Origin of the sequence: Streptomyces sp. TLI_171 (assembly GCF_003610255.1) — a bacterium.
GTDB lineage: Bacteria > Actinomycetota > Actinomycetes > Streptomycetales > Streptomycetaceae > Kitasatospora.
In genome coordinates, this window is the sequence record NZ_RAPS01000001.1 from 7,418,566 (window position 1) to 7,436,882 (window position 18,317).

Below are 18,317 nucleotides of genomic sequence, written 5' to 3' on the forward strand. Positions count from 1 at the left end.
GCCGCCCGGAGGCCCCGCATGGTGTTCCACAGCGACTACCCGACAGTTGCCGCGCTCGACCTGCCGATCCACGAGGCCGTCCTCGGCGGCTGCAGCCACGGCGAGGACGCCGACCGCCCCGCACTGATCGACGGGATCACCGGACGGAGCGTCAGCTACCGGGAGCTGGACGCCGGCACCCGGCGGGTCGCCGCGGGGCTGGCCGAGGCGGGCGTCGCCAAGGGCGACGTGGTGGCGCTGTTCAGCCCCAACACCCTCGCCTACCCATTGGCGTTCTACGGCGCGACCCGCGCGGGCGCCACCGTCACCCCGGTCAGCTCGCTGGCCACCGCGGAGGAGCTGGCCGGCCAGTTGCGCGACTCCGGGGCCCGCTGGATCGTCACCGTCTCGGCGTTCCTGCCGGTCGCCCGGCAGGCCGCCGCCGCGCACCCGGTGGCCGAGATATTCGTCTGCGACGGCGCCGAGGGCCACCGCTCGCTGCTCGACCTGGCCGCGAGTTCCGCCCCGGAGCCCGCGCTCGCGCTCGACCCGGCCGCCGACCTGGCCGTGCTGCCCTACTCCAGCGGCACCACCGGCCTGCCCAAGGGCGTGATGCTCACCCACCGCTCGGTGTCCACCAACCTCGCCCAGGTCGACGCCCTGCTCGGCCCCCGCCCCGGCGAACGCATCCTGGCCGTGCTGCCGTTCTTCCACATCTACGGCCTCACCGCCCTGCTCAACCGCCCGCTGCGGGCCCGCTCCACCGTGGTGGTGCTGCCCCGGTTCGACCTGGAGCAGTTCCTGACGGCCATTCAGGAGCACCGGATCGAGGCGGTCTACGTGGCCCCGCCGATCGTGCTGGCGCTGGCCAAGCACCCGGTGGTGGACCGCTACGACCTGTCCTCGGTCCGCCACGTGCTGAGCGCCGCCGCCCCGCTGGACGCCGAACTCGCCGCCGCCTGCGCCCGCCGCCTCGGCCTGCCGCACCTGCTGCAGGGCTACGGCATGACCGAGCTGTCCCCGGTCACCCACGTCGTCCCGCCGAACGACCCGAACCCGCCGGTCGGCACCGTCGGCCGGCTGGTCCCCGGCACCGAACTGCGGGTGGTCGCGCTGGACGACCCGGGGCGCGACCTCGGCCCGGGCGAGGACGGCGAACTGCTGTTCCGCGGCCCGCAGGTGATGAAGGGCTACTTCGGCCGGGACTCCGAGACCGCCGCGATCATCGACCCGGACGGCTGGCTGCACACCGGCGACGTCGGCCACGTCGACGCCGAGGGCTACCTGTACGTGGTCGACCGGGTCAAGGAACTGATCAAGTACAAGGGCTACCAGGTCGCCCCCGCCGAACTGGAGGCCCTGCTGCTCACCCACCCGAGCATCGCCGACGCCGCCGTCATCGGCGTCACCGACCGGGACGGCACCGAGCGCCCCAAGGCGTTCGTGGTGCCCGCGTTCGGCTGCGAGCTCGCCGAGCAGGAGGTGATCGAGTACGTGGCCAGGCGGGTCGCCCCGTACAAGAAGGTGCGCGAGGTGGAGTTCCTGGAGGCGGTGCCGAAGTCCGCCAGCGGCAAGATCCTCCGCCGCGAACTGCGGGACCGCGCGACGGGGCGGTAACCGCCGGGCGGGCCGTGCATAGGATCGGAACCCGGGCCCGGACACACCGGCCCGGCAGTCGAGCAGGAGCCGCCGATGACGACCAGCACGGCCCGCACCCCCGGCGCCCCCGCCGCCCGCACCCCCCAGCAGGACCGCAGCCGCGCCACCCGGCGGCGGCTGCTGGAGGCGGCGGTGGAGTGCCTGGCCGAGGTCGGCTGGAACGGCTCCACGGTGCTGGTGGTCGCCGAGCGGGCCGGCGTCACCCGCGGCGCCGCCCAGCACCACTTCCGCACCCGCGAGGACCTGTTCACCGCCGCCGTCGAACACGTCGCCGCGGAACGGCTGGCCGTCGTCCTCGCCGACGTCGCCCAGCTGCCGCCGCCAGGCCCCGCCCGCACCCAGGCCGTGGTGGAGGCGATCGTCCGCCTCTACACCGGCCCGCTGTTCCGCGCCGCCCTGCACCTGTGGGTCGCCGCCGCCACCGAGGACCCGCTGCGCGAACGGATCGTCAGCCTGGAGAACCACGTCGGCCGGGAGGCGCACCGCGCCGCCGTCGAGTGCCTCGGCGCGGACGAGTCGGCGACCGGCGTCCGGGAGACCGTGCAGGCCACCCTCGACCTGGCCCGCGGCCTCGGCCTGGCCAACCTGCTCACCGACGACGGGCCGCGCCGGGCCGGCATCGTCCGCCAGTGGTCCCGCCTCCTGGACGCCGCGCTGACCAGCTGAAACCGCACCGGCACAGGTCGGCACCGGCAGATCGGCACCGCACCCTTGCCCGGAAAGCCCGGAATCCAGGAGACTCACCTTTTCGGTTCGACCGCCCGCACGACCACCAGTCGCCAGCGTGCGGCGGGCCGGGCAGTCTGGTGGAAGCCGGAACGACCGGTGGAACCGGGGAAGGTACCGGGCAGGTGGCCAACTGAGCACGCACGGGTTCGAACAGACGCCCGGCCGCGACGCGGCGGGCGCCGCTTCCGCGCGCCTGGCCGGACACCGCCTGGTCCCGCTCGCCACCGCCCTGGTCCAGGACGACGGCCGGATCCTGCACTGGAGCGAGGAGGCCGAGGCCCTCACCGGCTGGTCCGCCCAGGAGGCGATCGGCGCGTACCCCGCCCGGCTGCTGCTCCCCGAGGAGGCCCGCGAGGCCGGCGAGAAGCTGTTCCGCCAACTGGTGGCCGGCCGCGGCTGGTCCGGCACCCACCTGATCCGCCGCCGGGACGGCTCACCGATCGAGCTGGAGTTCCACACCTACCCGATCGCCGGACCCGACGGGCGCACCCTGCTGCTCGCCACCGCCTCCGACGTGCACACGCTGCGCGAGGTGGAGTCCGACCTGGCCGTGCTGGACGGCTTCTTCACCCAGTCCCCGATCGGCCTCGCCGTCTACGACACCGACCTGCGCTTCGTCCGGCTGAACGAGGCGCTCGCCCGGATCAACGGCCTCACCGTAGAACAGCACCTCGGCCGCCGGATCGCCACCGTCCTGCCGGGCATCAACGCCGCCGAGGTGGAGGCCGTGATGCGGCAGGTGCTGACCACCGGCAACCCGGTGATAGACGCCCGCTCGCACGGCCGGGTCCCCGGCGACCCGCGCCGCGACCGGGCCTGGTCGGCCTCGTACTTCCGGCTGGAGGACTCCACCGGCCGGGTGCTCGGCGTGTCCTCCTCCATCATCGACGTCACCGAACGGTTCCAGGCCGAGGCCAGGGCCGCCCGCGCCCAGGAGCGGCTCAGCCTGCTGGCCTCCGCCAGCGCCCGCATCGGCACCACCCTGGACCTGCGGCGCACCGCCGAGGAGCTGGTCGAGGCGGTCATCCCGCGGTTCGCCGACTTCGCCACCGTCGACCTGCTGGAGCCGGTGCTGCGCGGCGAGGAGCCCGCGCCGATCCAGCCCGAGAAGTCCATCCAGGTGCGCGCCGTCGCGGTCGGCGAGGCGTACGGCTCCGGCCTGACCGGCGCCGCCGACCAGATCGGCGGGACCACCGAGTACGGCCCGCACCGGGTCTACACCCAGTGCCTGCGCTCCGGCCGCCCGCTGCTCAAGCCGCACGTCGACGAGGAGGTGCTGCGCGGGCTCGTCCCCGACCCCGACCGGGTCGGCCCCGGCATGGCCGCCGGCATCCACTCGTACCTGCTGGTGCCGGTGATCGCCCGCGGCATGGTGCTCGGCGGCGCCGAGTTCGTCCGCACCCGCAACCCCGAGCCGTTCGGCGCCGCGGACGTCTCGCTGGCCGAGGAACTCGTCGCCCGGGCCGCGCTCGCCATCGACAACGCCCGGCTCTACCGCCGCGAACGCGAGACCGCCCTCACCCTGCAGCGCAGCCTGCTGCCGCAGGAGATCCACCGCACCCTCGGCCTGGAGATCGCCCACCGCTACCTGCCGTCCAGCGTGGTCAGCGAGGTCGGCGGCGACTGGTTCGACGTGGTGCCGCTGTCCTGCGGGCGGGTCGCGCTGGTGGTCGGCGACGTGATGGGCCACGGCATCCGGGCCGCCGCCACGATGGGCCAACTGCGCACCGTCGCGCGCACCCTGGCCACCCTCGACCTGCCGCCGGAGCAGGTCCTCGGGCGGCTCGACGAGACCGCCTCGGCGATCGGCGAGGGCCAGTTCGCCACCTGCGTCTGCGCCGTCTACGACCCCGTCGACCGCACCTTCGTGATCGCCTCCGCCGGCCACCTCCCGCCGATCCGGGTCGACCCCGACGGCACCCCGCACGTGGTCCACCTGCCGCCCGGCGTGCCGCTCGGCGTCGGCGGCGGCGGCGGCGCGTTCGAGTCCACCGAGTTCACGCTGCCCGCGGGCTCCACGTTCGCGCTCTACACCGACGGCCTGGTCGAGCGCCGCGGACGCGACCTCGACGAGGGCATCGACCTGCTGGCCCGCACCCTCTCCACCCCCGGCCGGACCCTGGAGGAGAGCTGCGACGCCGCGCTCTCCGCGCTGGTCACCGACGGCACCGAGGACGACATCGCGATGATCATGGCCCGGGTGCTGCCGGTGCCCTCGGACCGGATCGCCACCCTGCTGCTGCCCAGCGAAGGCCCGCTGCCCGCCCGCGCCCGCCGCTTCACCCGCACCACGCTGGAGAGCTGGGGCCTGTCGGCGCTCATCGACTACGCCGAACTCGTGGTCAGCGAACTCGTCACCAACGCCCTGCTGCACGCCGACGCCCCGCGCCGGCTGCGGCTGTTCCGCGACCGGACCCTCACCCTGGAGGTCGCCGACGCCGGCGGCCAACCGCCCCGGCTGCGCAGCTCCGCCGAGGAGGACGAGGGCGGGCGCGGCATCCACCTGGTCAGCGAGCTGGCCCACCGGTGGGGGAGCCGGCCGACCCGGCACGGCAAGGTGGTCTGGGCGGAGATCGAGCTGCCGTACCGGTCCGGCTGACACCCGCCTGGCGGCGACCGGTCGCCCGGGCTGCGGAGCTGACGGACAGTCGGAGAAACCCCTCGCTGAAAGGCTCCGACGTGCCCGTTCGCATCCTCGCCGCCGCCGGCCTGCTCGCCCTCGCCGCCGGGGCCGCCGCCCTCGCCCCGCAGTCCGGGCCCGCCGGCCTGCCGCTCGACCCGCCCGGCGCCTCGGCCGACAGTTCCACCAGTGCCGAGCCGAGCGCCGAGCCGAGCGCCGAGCCCAGCCCCGCACCGAGCGGGGCACCGAGCGCCTCGGCCGGCGCGGAGCCCAGCGGTTCGCCCGTCGCGAGCCCGTCGCCGTCCGGGTCCACGCCGACCGGGCCCACCGACCCGCCGACCGGCACGCCGCAGCCCACCGCCCCGCCCGCGGCGACCGCCATCGCGATCGGCGGCGTCGCCATCGACCCGAAGATCCCCGGCCGGGCCCGGGTCACCCTCGCCTACACCTGCGCCCCGACGGACGGGCCGCGCTCGCTGAACACCTCGGTCGAGCAGACCGACCCGGCGGACCCCGCCACCATCGCGTTCGGCTCCACCCGGACCTCGCCCACCCTGCTGGTCTGCGACAACACCGCGCAGAGCATCGGCGTGGTCGTCCAGTCCAAGACCAGCAACTGGCTGCCCGGCGTCGACGCCGTGCTGATCACCACCCTGACCGACCTCGGCGCCACCCCGCCCGCCGCCGCCGACGCCCGCAAGCTGGTCCTCGACCTGCCGCCCGCGGCCTGACGCCGCGTCAACGACCCGGCGCGCCGCCCGTCCGGGGGCGTCCGGGTCGCGGAGACTGGACGCCGGACGGAAGGAAGCCCGCGGATGACCCAGCCCACGACGGCCACCGCCACCACCCCGGAGGTGCGCCGCTGGCGGGCCCTCGCGGTATGCCTGGTCGCCGGGTTCATGACCCTGCTCGACGTGTCGATCGTCAACGTCGCCCTGCCGTCCGTGCGCAGCGGGCTGCACATGTCCGAGGCCGGCCTGCAGTGGGTGCTGTCCGGTTACTCGCTGGCCTTCGGACTGGTCCTGGTGCCCGCCGGCCGGCTCGGCGACGCGATCGGCCGCCGCCCGGTGTTCCTCACCGGCCTGGCCCTGTTCACCGCCACCAGCGCGCTCGCGGGCGCCGCCCAGAACGAGATCTGGCTGGTGGTCGCCCGGCTGCTGCAGGGCATGGCGGGCGGCCTGCTGGTGCCGCAGGTGTCCGGCTTCATCCAGCAGCTCTTCCGCGGCGGCGAGCGGGCCCGTGCGTTCGGCCTGCTCGGCACCACCATCGGCTTCTCCACCGCCGTCGGCCCGCTGCTCGGCGGGCTGCTGATCGCCGCGTTCGGCACCGCCGAGGGCTGGCGGTGGGTGTTCTACGTCAACCTGCCGATCGGCATCGCCGTCCTCCCGTTCGCCCGCCGCCTGCTGCCCGCACCCACCCCCGACACCTGCTCCCGCCGGGACTTCGACCCCGTGGGCGTGCTGCTGCTCGGCGCGGGCACCGTCCTGCTGCTGCTCCCGCTGGTGCAGGCGCAGTGGCACGACCCGCGCAAGTGGCTGCTGCTGGGCTGCTCCGCCGCGCTGCTGGCGGCGTTCGTCGAGTGGGAGCGCCGGTACGCGCGGCGGCACGAGCCGCTGGTGCACCCCGCGCTGTTCGGCACGGGCTCGTTCACCAGCGGCGCACTGGTCTCGCTGCTGTACTTCGCCGGGTTCACCGCGGTGTTCTTCGTCTTCACGCTGTACCTGCAGTCCGGTCGGCACTACACCGCGCTGCAGGCCGGTCTCGCCATCACCCCCTTCGCGCTGGCCTCCGCCGTCGCCTCCACCATCGGCGGGCGGATCGTGGTCCGTTTCGGGCGGCGGCTGATCGTGGTCGGCCTGGCCACCGTCGCGGTCGGCCTGGCGCTGGCCGCGCTCACCGTCCACCTTTTCAACGGGCCGTACGTCGGCTGGGCCACCGCGCTCCCGCTGCTGCTCGCGGGCCTGGGGAGCGGCCTGGTGGTCTCGCCGAACCAGGCGCTGACCCTCAGCGACGTGCCGGTCGCCCGGGCCGGGTCGGCCGGGGGAGTGCTGCAGACCGCGCAGCGGATCGGTTCCGCCGCGGGCATCGCCACCGTCGGCGCGACCTTCTTCGCCCACCTGCACACCCCGGCCGACTACCCGGCGGCCTTCCAGCTGAGCCTGGCCGTGGTGATCGGCTTCGTGCTGCTGGCCTTGGCCGCGGCGCTGCGGACCTGACCCCCCGTCACCCCGGCCCGCCGCCCAGCGCATCGTCCACCACCCGCGCCACCTCCTCCGCGGAGCCGGCCAGGACACCCGACAGCGAGACGTGCCCCTACCCGGACGCTGCCGTTGTCGAACCCCGCTGCCGCCGACCCTCCGCGACGAGGGCATCCGCACCGCGATCCGGGCCCGCCGCCAGCACCCCGGCCTGACGGCGCCGGTGCTTCCCCGGTACGTCCAGCGCAGCCACGCCGCCGAACTTCTCGCCGACGCGCCGTGCACCAGCGCATCGGCGACGCCGCCGTCGCGGCCCGGCTGGTGATCACCGAGAGCGCCGTGCACCAGCGCGTCGGCAACGTCCTCGCCGAGCTCGGCCGGTCACCCGCGGGCGACCGTCCCGCCGGGGCAGTGGCGGCTCACCCGGCTGAGCCGTCACTGCCCCGGCGGGCTGCGGTCAGCTCAGCCCGGCCACGCCGCGCACGCCCACCCGCAGCGCGGCCACCGGGTCGCCGACGGCGCCGGTGGCCCGCCAGCCGATGAACCCGTCGGGCCGGACCAGCACGGCGCCGCCGGGCCGCAGCCCGTACGAGGCGGGCCAGCCGACCGGGGCGACCGGCCCGGCCGGGCGGGCGCCCGACGGGGCGTCGGGCAGCGGCTCGGGCCGCAGGTCGCCGCCCTCGCCGACCAGGAAGCAGCGCACCGGCACGCCGGTCTCCGCGGCGACCTGCCGGGCCGCGTCCGGCCAGCGGGCGCCGTCGGCCGCCGGGGCGAGCAGCACCGGCGCGTCGGTGAACAGGTCGAGGGTGGAGCGCCGGGCGCCCTGGGCGTCCCGGACCCAGACGTGCGGCGCGCGGGTGCCGACCTCGCCCGTCGCGGCGAAGCGCTCCGGGATGACGCCCGCGGTGGCGTCCGCGCCGACCAGCGCGCCCTCGACGTAGCGGTAGCCGAGCGCCACCGCGAGGACGTTGGTGCGCGGCCCGCCGACCGGGGCCGCGTCGAAGCCGGGGTGCTGGTGCTCCACCGAGCGCGCCGCGGCCCGCGCGGCGGTCTGCACGGCGACCGGCCGGCGCTCCACGCCGTAGGAGTCGAGCAGCCGGGGGCCGCCCCACCCGCCGAGCACGGCGGCCAGCTTCCAGGCCAGGTTGTGCGCGTCCTGGATGCCGGTGTTGGAGCCGAACGCCCCGGTGGGCGGCATCTCGTGGGCGGAGTCGCCGCACAGGAACACCCGCCCGGCGGAGTAGCGGTCGGCGACCCGTTCGGCGGCGTGCCAGGGCGCGCGGCCGGTGATCTCCACCTCCAGGTCGGGCACGCCCGCCGCGGCCCGGATGTGGGCGATGCACCGGGCGTCCGTGAAGTCCTCGACGTCCTCGCCGCGTTCGGGGTGCCAGGGCAGGTGGAACACCCACTGCTCGCGGTTGTCGACGGGCAGCAGCGCGCCCGCGCCGGCCGGGTCGGTGAGGTAGCAGGCGATGAACAGGCGGTCGCCCACCACGTCGGCGAGCCGCTTGGCCCGGAAGGTGACGCTGACGTTGTGGAACAGGTCGCCGCGCCCGGACTGCCCGATGCCGAGCCGCTCCCGGACGGGGCTGCGCGGACCGTCCGCCGCGATCAGGTAGTCCGCGCGGACCTCGCGCTCCTCACCGGTGGCCCGGTCCCGCAGACGGGCCGTCACCCCGTCGGCGTCCTGCTCGAAGGTCAGCAGTTCGGTGTTGAAGCGGACGTCGCCGAGCTCGGCGGCGTGCCGCTGCAGCACCGGCTCCAGGTCGTTCTGGCTGCACAGGCACCACCCGGACGGGCTGAACCTGGCGAGGCCCCCGCCCGGGTCGATCTCCCGGAACAGCCACTCCTGCTCGCCGCCGGAGAGCGTCTCGGCCTGCAGGATGCCGTGGTTGTCGGCCAGCACCGAGGCGGCGTCGCGGATGTCCTGCTCGACGCCGGCGACCCGGAACAGCTCCATCGTCCGCAGGTTGTTCCCGCGCCCGCGCGGGTGCCGGGAGGTCTCCGCGTGCCGTTCCACCAGCAGGTGCGGTACGCCGAGCCGGCCGAGGAAAAGCGAGGCCGACAGTCCGACCAGCGAACCGCCGGTGATCAGGACCGGAACCCGGTCCGCCATCTGTGTGTTCATCAACTCTGCTCCATCCGTGCGGGGCGCTGGACGCGCCAGACGGGATATCCATCCCCCGTCGTCGACGTGCACTCAGGGTGCTTCGCCCGGATGGCCGCGAAGTCTCGCGCGGGCTGCCGAACCGACCTGACGATCGAGGGCGAACCAACTCCCGCCCCGCCGACCCTCCCGGCCACCTCGGCCCGCATCCGCTGTCGGCGAAGGGCCATCTGTGAACGAACGACAGGATCCGTTGCCATGACCCTGCTCTCCGAATCCGTGGAGAAGACCACCGGCCGGCCCACCCCGGGCCGGCTTCGCGTCGTCCTGATGCTGGACGTCCACGAGGGCGCCCAGGACCGTTTCCTGGACGCCTACGAACTGCTGCGCTACCAGGTCTCCGCCGTGCCCGGGCACGTCAGCGACCAGCTCTGCCAGTCCATCGACGACCCCAACCGCTGGCTGATCACCAGCGAGTGGGAGAGCGCCGAACCCTTCCTCGCCTGGGTCGACAGCCCCTCCCACCGCGAGATGGTCAAGCCCATGCACGGCTGCGTCCGCGACACCCGCTCGCTGCGCTACACCGTGCTGCGCGAGACCCACGGAGCCGTCGCCACCGACACCGACGCCGCCCCGCTGCGGCCCGGCGAGCACCACCCGGGCGTGCCCGGCGTGCCGCGCCCCGGCCCGGACGGGGTGGTCCGGCACGCGCTGAGCTTCACCGTGCGGCCCGGCGCCGAGGGCAAGGCCGCCGAACTGCTCTCCGCCTACCGCTCCCCGCAGGCCCGGGTCGACGACACCACCCGCCTGCTGCGCACCTCGCTGTTCATGCGCGGCAACCGCGTGGTGCGCTGCGTCGAGGTGGCCGGCGACCTGGTCGCGGCGCTGCGGCACGTCGCCCGGCAGCCCGAGGTGCGCGCCGTCGAGGAGGCGATCAACCCGTACCTGGAGGAGGACCGCGACCTCGACGACCCGCTGTCCGCCCGGGACTTCTTCCAGCGCGCCGCGCTGCCCGCGGTCCACCACCACGCCGCGCTGAAGACCGGCCGGACCCAGCGGCACGCCTACCTGTACCCGGTGCGCCCCGGCTGCGGGGCCGCGCTCGCCGAACTGCTGGCCAGCGAGGACGAGCACGCCGTCGCCGACCCCGGCGGGCCGCTGGTGCGGGCGACCGTCTACCGGCACGAGGACCTGGTGGTCCGGCTGGTCGACCTGCTCGCCGACCCCGCCGCCGACCCGGCCACCGCGCTGGGCGTGGCCGGCCTGCGCGCCGCCGCCGTCCTCGGCAAGCTCGCCGAGGTCCCCGCCGAGCACCCCGTGCCCAGCGCCGACGGCCTGCGCCACCTGCTGGCCGAGTGCGCGATGACCCCGGTCACCGACCGCACCTCCGCCGACGCCTGAGCGCCCGTCACCCCGAACCGTCCGCACCGCCCCGAGAGGAAGTCCCACCGTGACCACCGAGATGCCACGCGTCGTCCACGTCGACGACGCGCCCCCGAACCGCAAGCGCGGCGGCGACCTGCGGGCCATGCTCACCCCGACCGTCTGCGGCGCGACCAGCGGGTTCATGGGGGTGGCGATCGTCGAACCGGGCGACCGGATCGGCGAGCACTACCACCCGTACTCCGAGGAGTTCGTGTTCGTGATGTCCGGCGACCTGGAGGTCGACCTGGACGGCGTCACCCAGGTGCTGCGGCCCGACCAGGGGCTGATGATCCCGGTCGGGATGCGGCACCGGTTCCGCAACGTCGGCAGCACCGAGGCCCGGATGGTCTTCCACCTCGGCCCGCTCGCCCCGCGCCCCGAGCTCGGGCACGTCGACACCGAGGAGGAGCGCGCGACGGAAGCCGGCCCGCCGGAACCCGCTGGGGCGGCCTCGTGAGCCGCCGGGTCGCGGTGACCGGGATCGGCGTGGTCGCGCCCGGCGGCATCGGCGTCCCGCGGTTCTGGGAGCTGCTGACCGCCGGTCGCACCGCCACCCGCGGCATCACCCTGTTCGACCCGGAGGGCTTCCGGTCCCGGATCGCCGCCGAGTGCGACTTCGACCCGGCCGCGCACGGCCTGACGCCCGATCAGGTGGCCCGCAACGACCGGTACGTGCAGTTCGCGCTGGTCGCCGCCGCCGAGGCGGTCGCCGACGCCGGGCTCGACCCGGAGCGCGAGGACCCGTGGCGGATCGGCGTCTCGCTCGGCACCGCGGTCGGCGGCACCACCCGGCTGGAACACGACTACGTGCTGGTCAGCAACCGCGGCGAGCACTGGGGCGTCGACCACCGGGCCGCCCAGCCGCACCTGGAGCGGGCGTTCTCCCCGTCCACGCTGGCCTCCGCGGTCGCCGAGCGGTTCGGCGCCCACGGCCCGGTGCAGACCGTCTCCACGGGCTGCACCTCCGGCCTGGACGCCGTCGGCTACGCGGCGCTCGCCATCGAGGAGGGCCGCGCCGACGTGATCGTCGCCGGAGCCTGCGACTCGCCGATCTCCCCGATCACGGTCGCCTGCTTCGACGCCATCAAGGCCACCTCGGCCCGCAACGACGACCCCGAGCACGCCTCCCGCCCGTTCGACGCCGGCCGCGACGGCTTCGTGCTCGGCGAGGGCGGCGCGGTGCTGGTGCTGGAGGAGTGGGAGCACGCCCGGCGGCGCGGCGCCCGGATCTACGCCGAACTCGGCGGCTTCGCCACCTTCGGCAACGCGTACCACATGACCGGGCTCACCCAGGACGGCCTGGAGATGTCCGAGGCGATCGACCGGGCCCTCGCCCACGCCGAGGTCCCCGGCGAGGCGGTCGACTACGTCAACGCGCACGGCTCCGGCACCAAGCAGAACGACCGGCACGAGACCGCCGCGGTCAAACGCTCGCTCGGTGAGCACGCCCGGCGGACCCCGATGAGCTCCATCAAGTCGATGGTCGGGCACTCGCTCGGCGCGATCGGCGCCATCGAGCTGGTCGCCTGCACCCTCGCCCTGCACCACGGCGTGGTCCCGCCGACCGCCAACTACACCGAACGCGACCCCGAGTGCGACCTCGACTACGTCCCCCGCACCGCCCGCGAGGCCCGGCTGCGGCACGTGCTCTCGGTCGGCAGCGGCTTCGGCGGATTCCAGTCCGCGGTCGTGCTGAGCAAGGTGGAGGCGGCCGCATGAGCGAACGCTGCGCGGTGATCACCGGCGTCGGCGTGGTCGCCCCGAACGGGATCGGCGCGGACGACTACTGGAAGGCCCTGCGGGAAGGCCGCTCGACGCTCGGCCCGATCGACCGGGAGGGCTGCGAACACCTGCCGCTGAAGGTGGCCGGCCTGGTCCGCGGCTTCGACGCCGAGGACTACGTCGAACCGCGGTTCCTGGTGCAGACCGACCGGTTCACGCACTTCGCGATGGCCGCCGCCGAACTCGCCATGGCCGACGCTGACCTGGCGGACCACCCGGAGGACCCGTTCGGCGTCGCCGTGGTCACGGCGGCCGGCTCCGGCGGCGGCGAGTTCGGCCAGCGCGAACTGCAGCACCTGTGGGCCGAGGGGCCGCACCACGTCGGGCCGTACCAGTCGATCGCCTGGTTCTACGCCGCCTCCACCGGACAGATCTCCATCCGCGGCGGCTTCAAGGGCCCCTGCGGGGTGGTCGCCTCCGACGAGGCCGGCGGCCTGGACGCCCTCGCGCACGCCGCCCGGGCCGTCGCCCGCGGCACCGACGCCGTGCTGGCCGGCGCCGCCGAGGCGCCGATCGCCCCCTACTCGATGGTCTGCCAGCTCGGCTACCCCGGGCTGTCCACCACCGGGGACCCCGAACGCGCCTACCGCCCGTTCGGCTCGGACGCCGCCGGGTTCGTGCCCGCCGAGGGCGGGGCGATGTTCGTCGTCGAGGACGAGGCCGCGGCCCGCCGGCGCGGCGCCCGGGCCCGCGCCCGGATCGCCGGCCACACCGCGACCTTCACCGGCGCCGCCCAATGGGCCGACAGCCGGGCCGGCCTCGCCCACGCGATCCGCGGCGCCCTCGCCGAGGCGCACTGCCCGCCCGACGAGGTCGACGTGGTGTTCGCCGACGCTCTCGGCGTCCCCGAGGCCGACCGCGCCGAGGCCCTCGCCCTGGCCGACGCCCTCGGCGAACACGCCGAACGGGTCCCCGTCACCGCCCCCAAGGCCGGCCTCGGCCGGGCCCACTGCGGCGCGTCGGCGCTCGACGTCGCCGCCGCCGTGCTCGCCCTGGAGAACGGCCTGATCCCGCCCACCCCGCACACCGCGGACAGCCCGCACGGCCTCGACCTGGTCTTCGGGCACCCGCGCTCCGCCGAACTGCGCACCGCCCTGGTGCTCAGCCGCGGCCTGATGGGCTCCAACACCGCCCTGCTGCTGCGCCGGGCCTGACACACCGCCAAGGAGCAAGCCATGAACCCCGAGATCTCCTACGAGGAACTCGCCACCCTGATCAAGACCAGGGCCGGCGTGCAGGTCACCGTCGACGAACTCGCCGACCCCGGCTGCATGTTCCTGGACCTCGGCGTCGACTCGCTGGGCGTGCTGGGCGTCCTCTCCGACCTGGAGAACCGCTACGGCGTCGCCATCGACTCCTCCGACCTGCTCGGCCGCCCCGTCGCCGAGTTCCTGCAGACCGTCAACTCCTCCGTGAAGGCTGGTGCCTGAGATGCCCGGACACACCGACAACACGATCGTCATCGACGCCCCCGTCGACCTGGTCTGGGACATGACCAACGACCTGGAGAACTGGCCGCAGCTGTTCAGCGAGTACGCCTCCGTCGAGGTCCTCGACCGGCAGGGCGAACTGGTCCGGTTCCGGCTCACCATGCACCCCGACGAGAACGGCCAGGTGTGGAGCTGGGTCTCCGAGCGCGAGACCGACCGCGACAAGCTCGCCGTCCGGGCCCGCCGCGTCGAACCCGGCCCGTTCGAGTTCATGGAGATCCGCTGGGAGTACGAGGAGGTGCCGCAGGGCACCCGGATGCGCTGGATCCAGGACTTCGCGATGAAGCCCACCGCGCCCGTCGACGACCTCGGCATGACCGACCGGATCAACCAGAACTCCAAGGTCCAGATGGAACTCATCCGCGCCAAGGTCGAGCACCGCGCCGGAGCGGCCGGATGACCGGCATGCACCGCGCCCTGATCGTGGCCCGGATGAAACCCGGCACCGCCGACCACATCGCCGGCGTCTTCGCCGACTCCGACCGCGGCGAACTGCCCGGCCTGATCGGCGTCAGCAGCCGCAGCCTGTTCCAGTTCGGCGACGTCTACCTGCACCTCATCGAGTCCGAGCGCCCCGCCGGACCCGAGGTCGCCAAGTACGCCGCCCACCCCGAGTTCCGCGACATCAGCGAACGCCTGGCCGTCTACGTCGACGCCTACGACCCGGCGACCTGGCGCAGCCCCAAGGACGCCATGGCGCACGAGTTCTACCGCTGGGAACGCTGAACCGCCTCTTGAGACGCAGGGAAGGGAGAGCCGCCGTGGCCGAGCGGACCGAACCCGCGGACTGGGTGCGCTGCGCAGGCTGCGCCGCCCTGGTCTACGGCAGACGCTGGACGCGCGCCCTGCACGTGTGCCCCGACTGCGGGCACCACGGGCGGCTCTCCGCCGCGCAGCGGCTCGACCAACTGCTCGACCCGGGCACCGCGGAGGAGATCGACGCGGTGCCCGCCCTGCACGACCCGCTGGACTTCGTCGACAGCCGCCCGTACCAGGACCGGCTCGACCAGGCCCGCGCCGACACCGGCCTGAGCGACGCCGTGCTGTGCGCCGCCGGGACGGTCGAGGGCCAGCCGTGCGTGGTCGCCGTGATGGACTTCCGCTTCCTCGGCGGCAGCCTCGGCTGCGCCGTCGGCGCGCTCATCACCCACGCCGCCCGCACCAGCCTGGAGCGGCGCGTCCCGCTGGTCCTGGTCACCGCCAGCGGCGGCGCCCGGATGCAGGAGGGCGTGCTGTCGCTGATGCAGATGGCCAAGACCGCGCAGGCGATGGCCGAACTCGACGAGGCAGGCATCCTCACCGTCTCGGTGATCACCGACCCCACCTACGGCGGGGTCGCCGCCTCCTTCGCCACCCTCGCCGACGTCATCCTCGCCGAACCCGGCGCCCGGATGGGCTTCGCCGGGCCCCGCGTCATCGAACAGACCACCGGCGAGAAACTCCCCGAGGGCTTCCAGACCGCCGAGTTCCTGCTCGCCCACGGCATGGTCGACGACGTCGTCCCCCGGGTCGGCCTGCGGCCCGTGCTCGGCCGGCTGCTCGGCCTGCGCACCCCCGACGGCGAGCCGCTGCCGCCCGGCGACGGCGCCGCCATCCTGCGCGCCGCCGACGACCTGGTCGGCCGCGACCCCTGGCAGAACGTCAGGCTCGCCCGGCACCCCGAACGCCCCAGCACCCTCGACTACATCCGCCGCCTGGTCGACGACTTCCAGGAACTGCACGGCGACCGCCTCGCCGAGGACTGCCCCGCCATCGTGGCCGGCACCGGACGCCTGGCCGGCACCCCCGTGGTGCTGATCGGCCACCAGAAGGGCGGCGCCGACCTGGGCGAACGCCGCCGCCGCAACTTCGGCATGGCCCAGCCCTCCGGCTACCGCAAGGCCGCCCGGCTGATGCGGCTCGCCGCGAAGCTCGGGCTGCCCGTGGTCACCCTGATCGACACCCCCGGCGCCAACCCCGGCCCCTCCGCGGAGACCGGCGGACAGGCCGCCGCGATCGCCGAGAACCTCCGGCTGATGGCCCGGCTGCCCGTCCCCGTGGTCGCCGTGCTGATCGGCGAGGGCGGCAGCGGCGGCGCCCTCGCGCTGGCCGTCGCCGACCGGGTGCTGGTCTCCGCCAACGGCACCTACTCGGTGATCAGCCCCGAGGGCTGCGCCGCCATCCTGTGGAAGGACCCGCAGGCCGCGCCGACCGCCGCCGCCTCGTTGCGGCTGCACCCCGGCGACCTGCTCAGCCTCGGCGTCGTCGACGGCATCGTCCCCGAACCGCCCGACGGCGCCCACCAGGACCACGCCGCCGCCGCCGACCTGCTGGAGGCCGCCGTCACCGCGGCCCTGGCCGAACTGATCCCCTGGGACCCGGCCCGGCTGCTCGCCGACCGCCGCGCCCGCTTCCACCGCTTCGGCACCGACACCGGCCCGGCCGCGGCAGATTGGAGCCAGTCATGACCGTCGAGGTGAAACCCGAGGCCCCGCGCGGGCGGATCACCCTGATCGGCGACGGCAGCACCGGCGACCCCGTCGCCGACCTCACCGCGCTGTGCCGCAGCGTCGCCGAACTCGCCCGCACCACCACCCGGCCGCCCAGCCGGATCCGGCTGGAACACCTCGGCACCGCCGTCGAGGTCGAATGGGCGACCGCCGCCGCGCACCTGACCGCCGAGCAGCCCGCCGCCGAACCCGCCGGCGGCCTGATCGCCGCCGAGGACGGCGCCCACCACGTGGGCGCGCCGATGGTCGGCACCTTCTACCGCTCGCCCGAACCCGGCGCTCCGCCGTTCGTCGCCGTCGGCGACACCGTGACCCCCGGCCAGCCGATCGGCATCCTCGAAGTGATGAAGATGATGAGCCCCGTCGAGGCCGACGTCGCCGGGCGGGTGGTGGAGATCCTGGTCGACGACGGGGCCTCCGTGGAGTTCCAGCAGCCGCTGATCGCCGTCGAGCCGGTCTAGGGGCGCGGGATGTTCTCCACCGTGCTGATCGCCAACCGCGGCGAGATCGCCCTGCGGATCGCCCGCACCTGCCGGGAGCTGGGCATCCGCACCGTCGCCGTGCACTCCACCGCCGACCGCGACTCGGCGGTGGTCCGTTTCGCCGACCGGGCCGTCCACCTGGGACCGTCCGCCGCCAAGGCCAGCTACCTGCACATCCCGTCCATCATCGAGGCGGCCCGGCTCACCGGCGCCGAGGCCGTCCACCCCGGCTACGGCTTCCTCTCCGAGGACCCCGACTTCGCCGAGATCTGCGAGGCCAACGGCCTGACCTTCATCGGGCCGCCGCCGCACGTGATGGAACAGCTCGGGGACAAGGCCGTCGCCCGCCGCCTGATGGGCGAGGCCGGACTGCCCGTGCTGCCCGGCTCGGTCGGCGCCGTCCGCAGTCCCGCCGAGGCCCGCGAGACCGCCGCCGCCGTCGGCTACCCCGTCATCCTCAAGGCGGTGGCCGGCGGCGGCGGTCGCGGCATGGCCGTCGTCCGGGACCCCTCCGACATGGCCGGCGCCTACCAGGAGACCCGCGCGCACGCCCGCGCCGTGTTCGGCGACGAACGGCTCTACCTGGAACGCTACGTCGACGGCGCCCGGCACATCGAGGTGCAGGTGCTGTGCGACACCCACGGCAACGCCGTCCACCTCGCCGAACGCGACTGCTCCGTGCAGCGTCGGCACCAGAAGCTGATCGAGGAGTCCCCGGCGCCCAACCTGCCGGACCCGCTGCGCCGCGAGATCTGCGCCGCCGCCGTGCGCGGTGCGCTCGCCGTCGGCTACGTCGGCGCCGCCACCTTCGAGTTCGTGCTCGCCCCCGACGACTCGTTCTACCTGATGGAGGTCAACTGCCGCCTGCAGGTCGAACACCCCGTCACCGAGATGGTCACCGGCATCGACCTGGTCCGCGAGCAGCTCACCATCGCCGCCGGCGAGCGCCTGACGCTCCGCCAGGACGCCGTCCGCCCGCGCGGGGTCGCCGTCGAGGCCCGGGTCAACGCCGAGGACCCCGACCGGGGCTTCCTGCCCACCCCCGGGCTGCTCACCGAGTTCGTCCCGCCCGGCGGCCCGTTCGTGCGGGTCGACACCCACGCCTACCCGGGCTGGCTGATCGGCCCCGACTACGACTCGCTGCTGGCCAAGACCGTCGCCTGGGCGCCCGACCGGGAGCAGGCGATCGCCCGCCTGGACCGCGCGCTCGACGAGTTCCGGATCGACGGCCCGGGCGTCCGCACCACCACCGGCTACCTGCGCCGCGTCCTCGCCGACCCGCGCTTCCGGGCCGGCCGTCACACCACCGGCCTGGTGGCGGAGCTGGCCGCCACCGTCTGACCCCGGCCGACCGAAG

Annotated in this window: 17 protein-coding genes; 16 read left to right on the forward strand and 1 reads right to left on the reverse strand. The window is 74.9% G+C overall.

Annotated features, from left to right (window positions below; translation table 11 throughout):
- Positions 1-18 precede the first annotated feature (18 nt).
- The 6 genes from BX266_RS33050 to BX266_RS38185 all read left to right on the forward strand — a co-directional run bounded on the left by BX266_RS33050 (position 19) and on the right by BX266_RS38185 (position 7,510).
- Positions 19-1,596 (forward strand): 4-coumarate--CoA ligase family protein, encoded by a 1,578-nt coding sequence (locus BX266_RS33050; RefSeq protein ID WP_099905948.1) that lies wholly within the window; start codon positions 19-21, stop codon positions 1,594-1,596.
- Positions 1,597-1,671: 75 nt separating this feature from the next.
- Positions 1,672-2,304 carry a TetR/AcrR family transcriptional regulator gene (locus tag BX266_RS33055; RefSeq protein ID WP_099905950.1) on the forward strand — a complete coding sequence of 211 codons (633 nt, stop codon included), beginning with the start codon at positions 1,672-1,674 and terminating at the stop codon, positions 2,302-2,304.
- A 118-nt stretch (positions 2,305-2,422) separates the two neighbouring features.
- Positions 2,423-4,966, forward strand: a complete 2,544-nt coding sequence (locus tag BX266_RS33060; RefSeq protein ID WP_099905952.1) for a SpoIIE family protein phosphatase — start codon at positions 2,423-2,425, stop codon at positions 4,964-4,966.
- Between the two features lie 80 nt (positions 4,967-5,046).
- The gene (locus tag BX266_RS39035) at positions 5,047-5,718 is read left to right on the forward strand and encodes a hypothetical protein (protein ID WP_180290707.1); all 672 of its coding nucleotides are present in this window, start codon (positions 5,047-5,049) and stop codon (positions 5,716-5,718) included.
- Between the two features lie 84 nt (positions 5,719-5,802).
- Positions 5,803-7,203 (forward strand): MFS transporter, encoded by a 1,401-nt coding sequence (locus BX266_RS33070; RefSeq protein ID WP_099905954.1) that lies wholly within the window; start codon positions 5,803-5,805, stop codon positions 7,201-7,203.
- 91 nt (positions 7,204-7,294) lie between these two features.
- Positions 7,295-7,510, forward strand: a complete 216-nt coding sequence (locus BX266_RS38185; protein WP_143687051.1) for a hypothetical protein — start codon at positions 7,295-7,297, stop codon at positions 7,508-7,510.
- A gap of 132 nt (positions 7,511-7,642) precedes the next feature.
- Here BX266_RS38185 and BX266_RS33075 read toward each other — a convergent pair whose 3' ends face one another.
- Complete coding sequence (locus BX266_RS33075; protein ID WP_099905955.1) at positions 7,643-9,313, reverse strand: FAD-dependent monooxygenase; 1,671 nt, start codon at positions 9,311-9,313, stop codon at positions 7,643-7,645.
- A gap of 237 nt (positions 9,314-9,550) precedes the next feature.
- Here BX266_RS33075 and BX266_RS33080 point away from each other — a divergent pair, with 237 nt between their 5' ends.
- The 10 genes from BX266_RS33080 to BX266_RS33125 are packed head-to-tail and all read left to right on the forward strand — an operon-like array spanning position 9,551 to position 18,301.
- Complete coding sequence (locus tag BX266_RS33080) at positions 9,551-10,693, forward strand: SchA/CurD-like domain-containing protein (protein WP_099905957.1); 1,143 nt, start codon at positions 9,551-9,553, stop codon at positions 10,691-10,693.
- A gap of 49 nt (positions 10,694-10,742) precedes the next feature.
- Entirely contained in the window at positions 10,743-11,174 is a 432-nt protein-coding gene (locus BX266_RS33085) for a cupin domain-containing protein (RefSeq protein WP_099905960.1), read from the forward strand.
- Positions 11,171-12,436: a beta-ketoacyl synthase gene (locus BX266_RS33090; protein ID WP_099905963.1), complete on the forward strand. Its 1,266-nt coding sequence runs from the start codon at positions 11,171-11,173 to the stop codon at positions 12,434-12,436. Before BX266_RS33085 ends, BX266_RS33090 begins: the two co-directional genes overlap by 4 nt.
- Positions 12,433-13,653 carry a beta-ketoacyl synthase N-terminal-like domain-containing protein gene (locus BX266_RS33095; RefSeq protein ID WP_099905965.1) on the forward strand — a complete coding sequence of 407 codons (1,221 nt, stop codon included), beginning with the start codon at positions 12,433-12,435 and terminating at the stop codon, positions 13,651-13,653. Before BX266_RS33090 ends, BX266_RS33095 begins: the two co-directional genes overlap by 4 nt.
- Positions 13,654-13,674: 21 nt before the next feature.
- A complete protein-coding gene (locus BX266_RS33100) occupies positions 13,675-13,929 on the forward strand; it encodes an acyl carrier protein (protein WP_099905967.1) in 255 nt (84 codons plus the stop codon).
- Position 13,930: 1 nt separating this feature from the next.
- Positions 13,931-14,389 carry an SRPBCC family protein gene (locus tag BX266_RS33105; RefSeq protein WP_099905969.1) on the forward strand — a complete coding sequence of 153 codons (459 nt, stop codon included), beginning with the start codon at positions 13,931-13,933 and terminating at the stop codon, positions 14,387-14,389.
- Between the two features lie 5 nt (positions 14,390-14,394).
- Positions 14,395-14,715, forward strand: coding sequence for a TcmI family type II polyketide cyclase (locus BX266_RS33110; protein ID WP_099908590.1), 321 nt, complete (start codon positions 14,395-14,397; stop codon positions 14,713-14,715).
- A gap of 35 nt (positions 14,716-14,750) precedes the next feature.
- The gene (accD, locus tag BX266_RS33115; RefSeq protein ID WP_259464971.1) at positions 14,751-16,436 is read left to right on the forward strand and encodes an acetyl-CoA carboxylase, carboxyltransferase subunit beta; all 1,686 of its coding nucleotides are present in this window, start codon (positions 14,751-14,753) and stop codon (positions 16,434-16,436) included.
- A complete protein-coding gene (gene accB, locus BX266_RS33120; protein WP_099905973.1) occupies positions 16,433-16,939 on the forward strand; it encodes an acetyl-CoA carboxylase biotin carboxyl carrier protein in 507 nt (168 codons plus the stop codon). The genes accD and accB overlap by 4 nt, the downstream gene beginning before the upstream one ends.
- Positions 16,940-16,948: 9 nt before the next feature.
- Positions 16,949-18,301, forward strand: coding sequence for an acetyl/propionyl/methylcrotonyl-CoA carboxylase subunit alpha (locus BX266_RS33125; protein ID WP_099905975.1), 1,353 nt, complete (start codon positions 16,949-16,951; stop codon positions 18,299-18,301).
- Positions 18,302-18,317 lie beyond the last annotated feature (16 nt).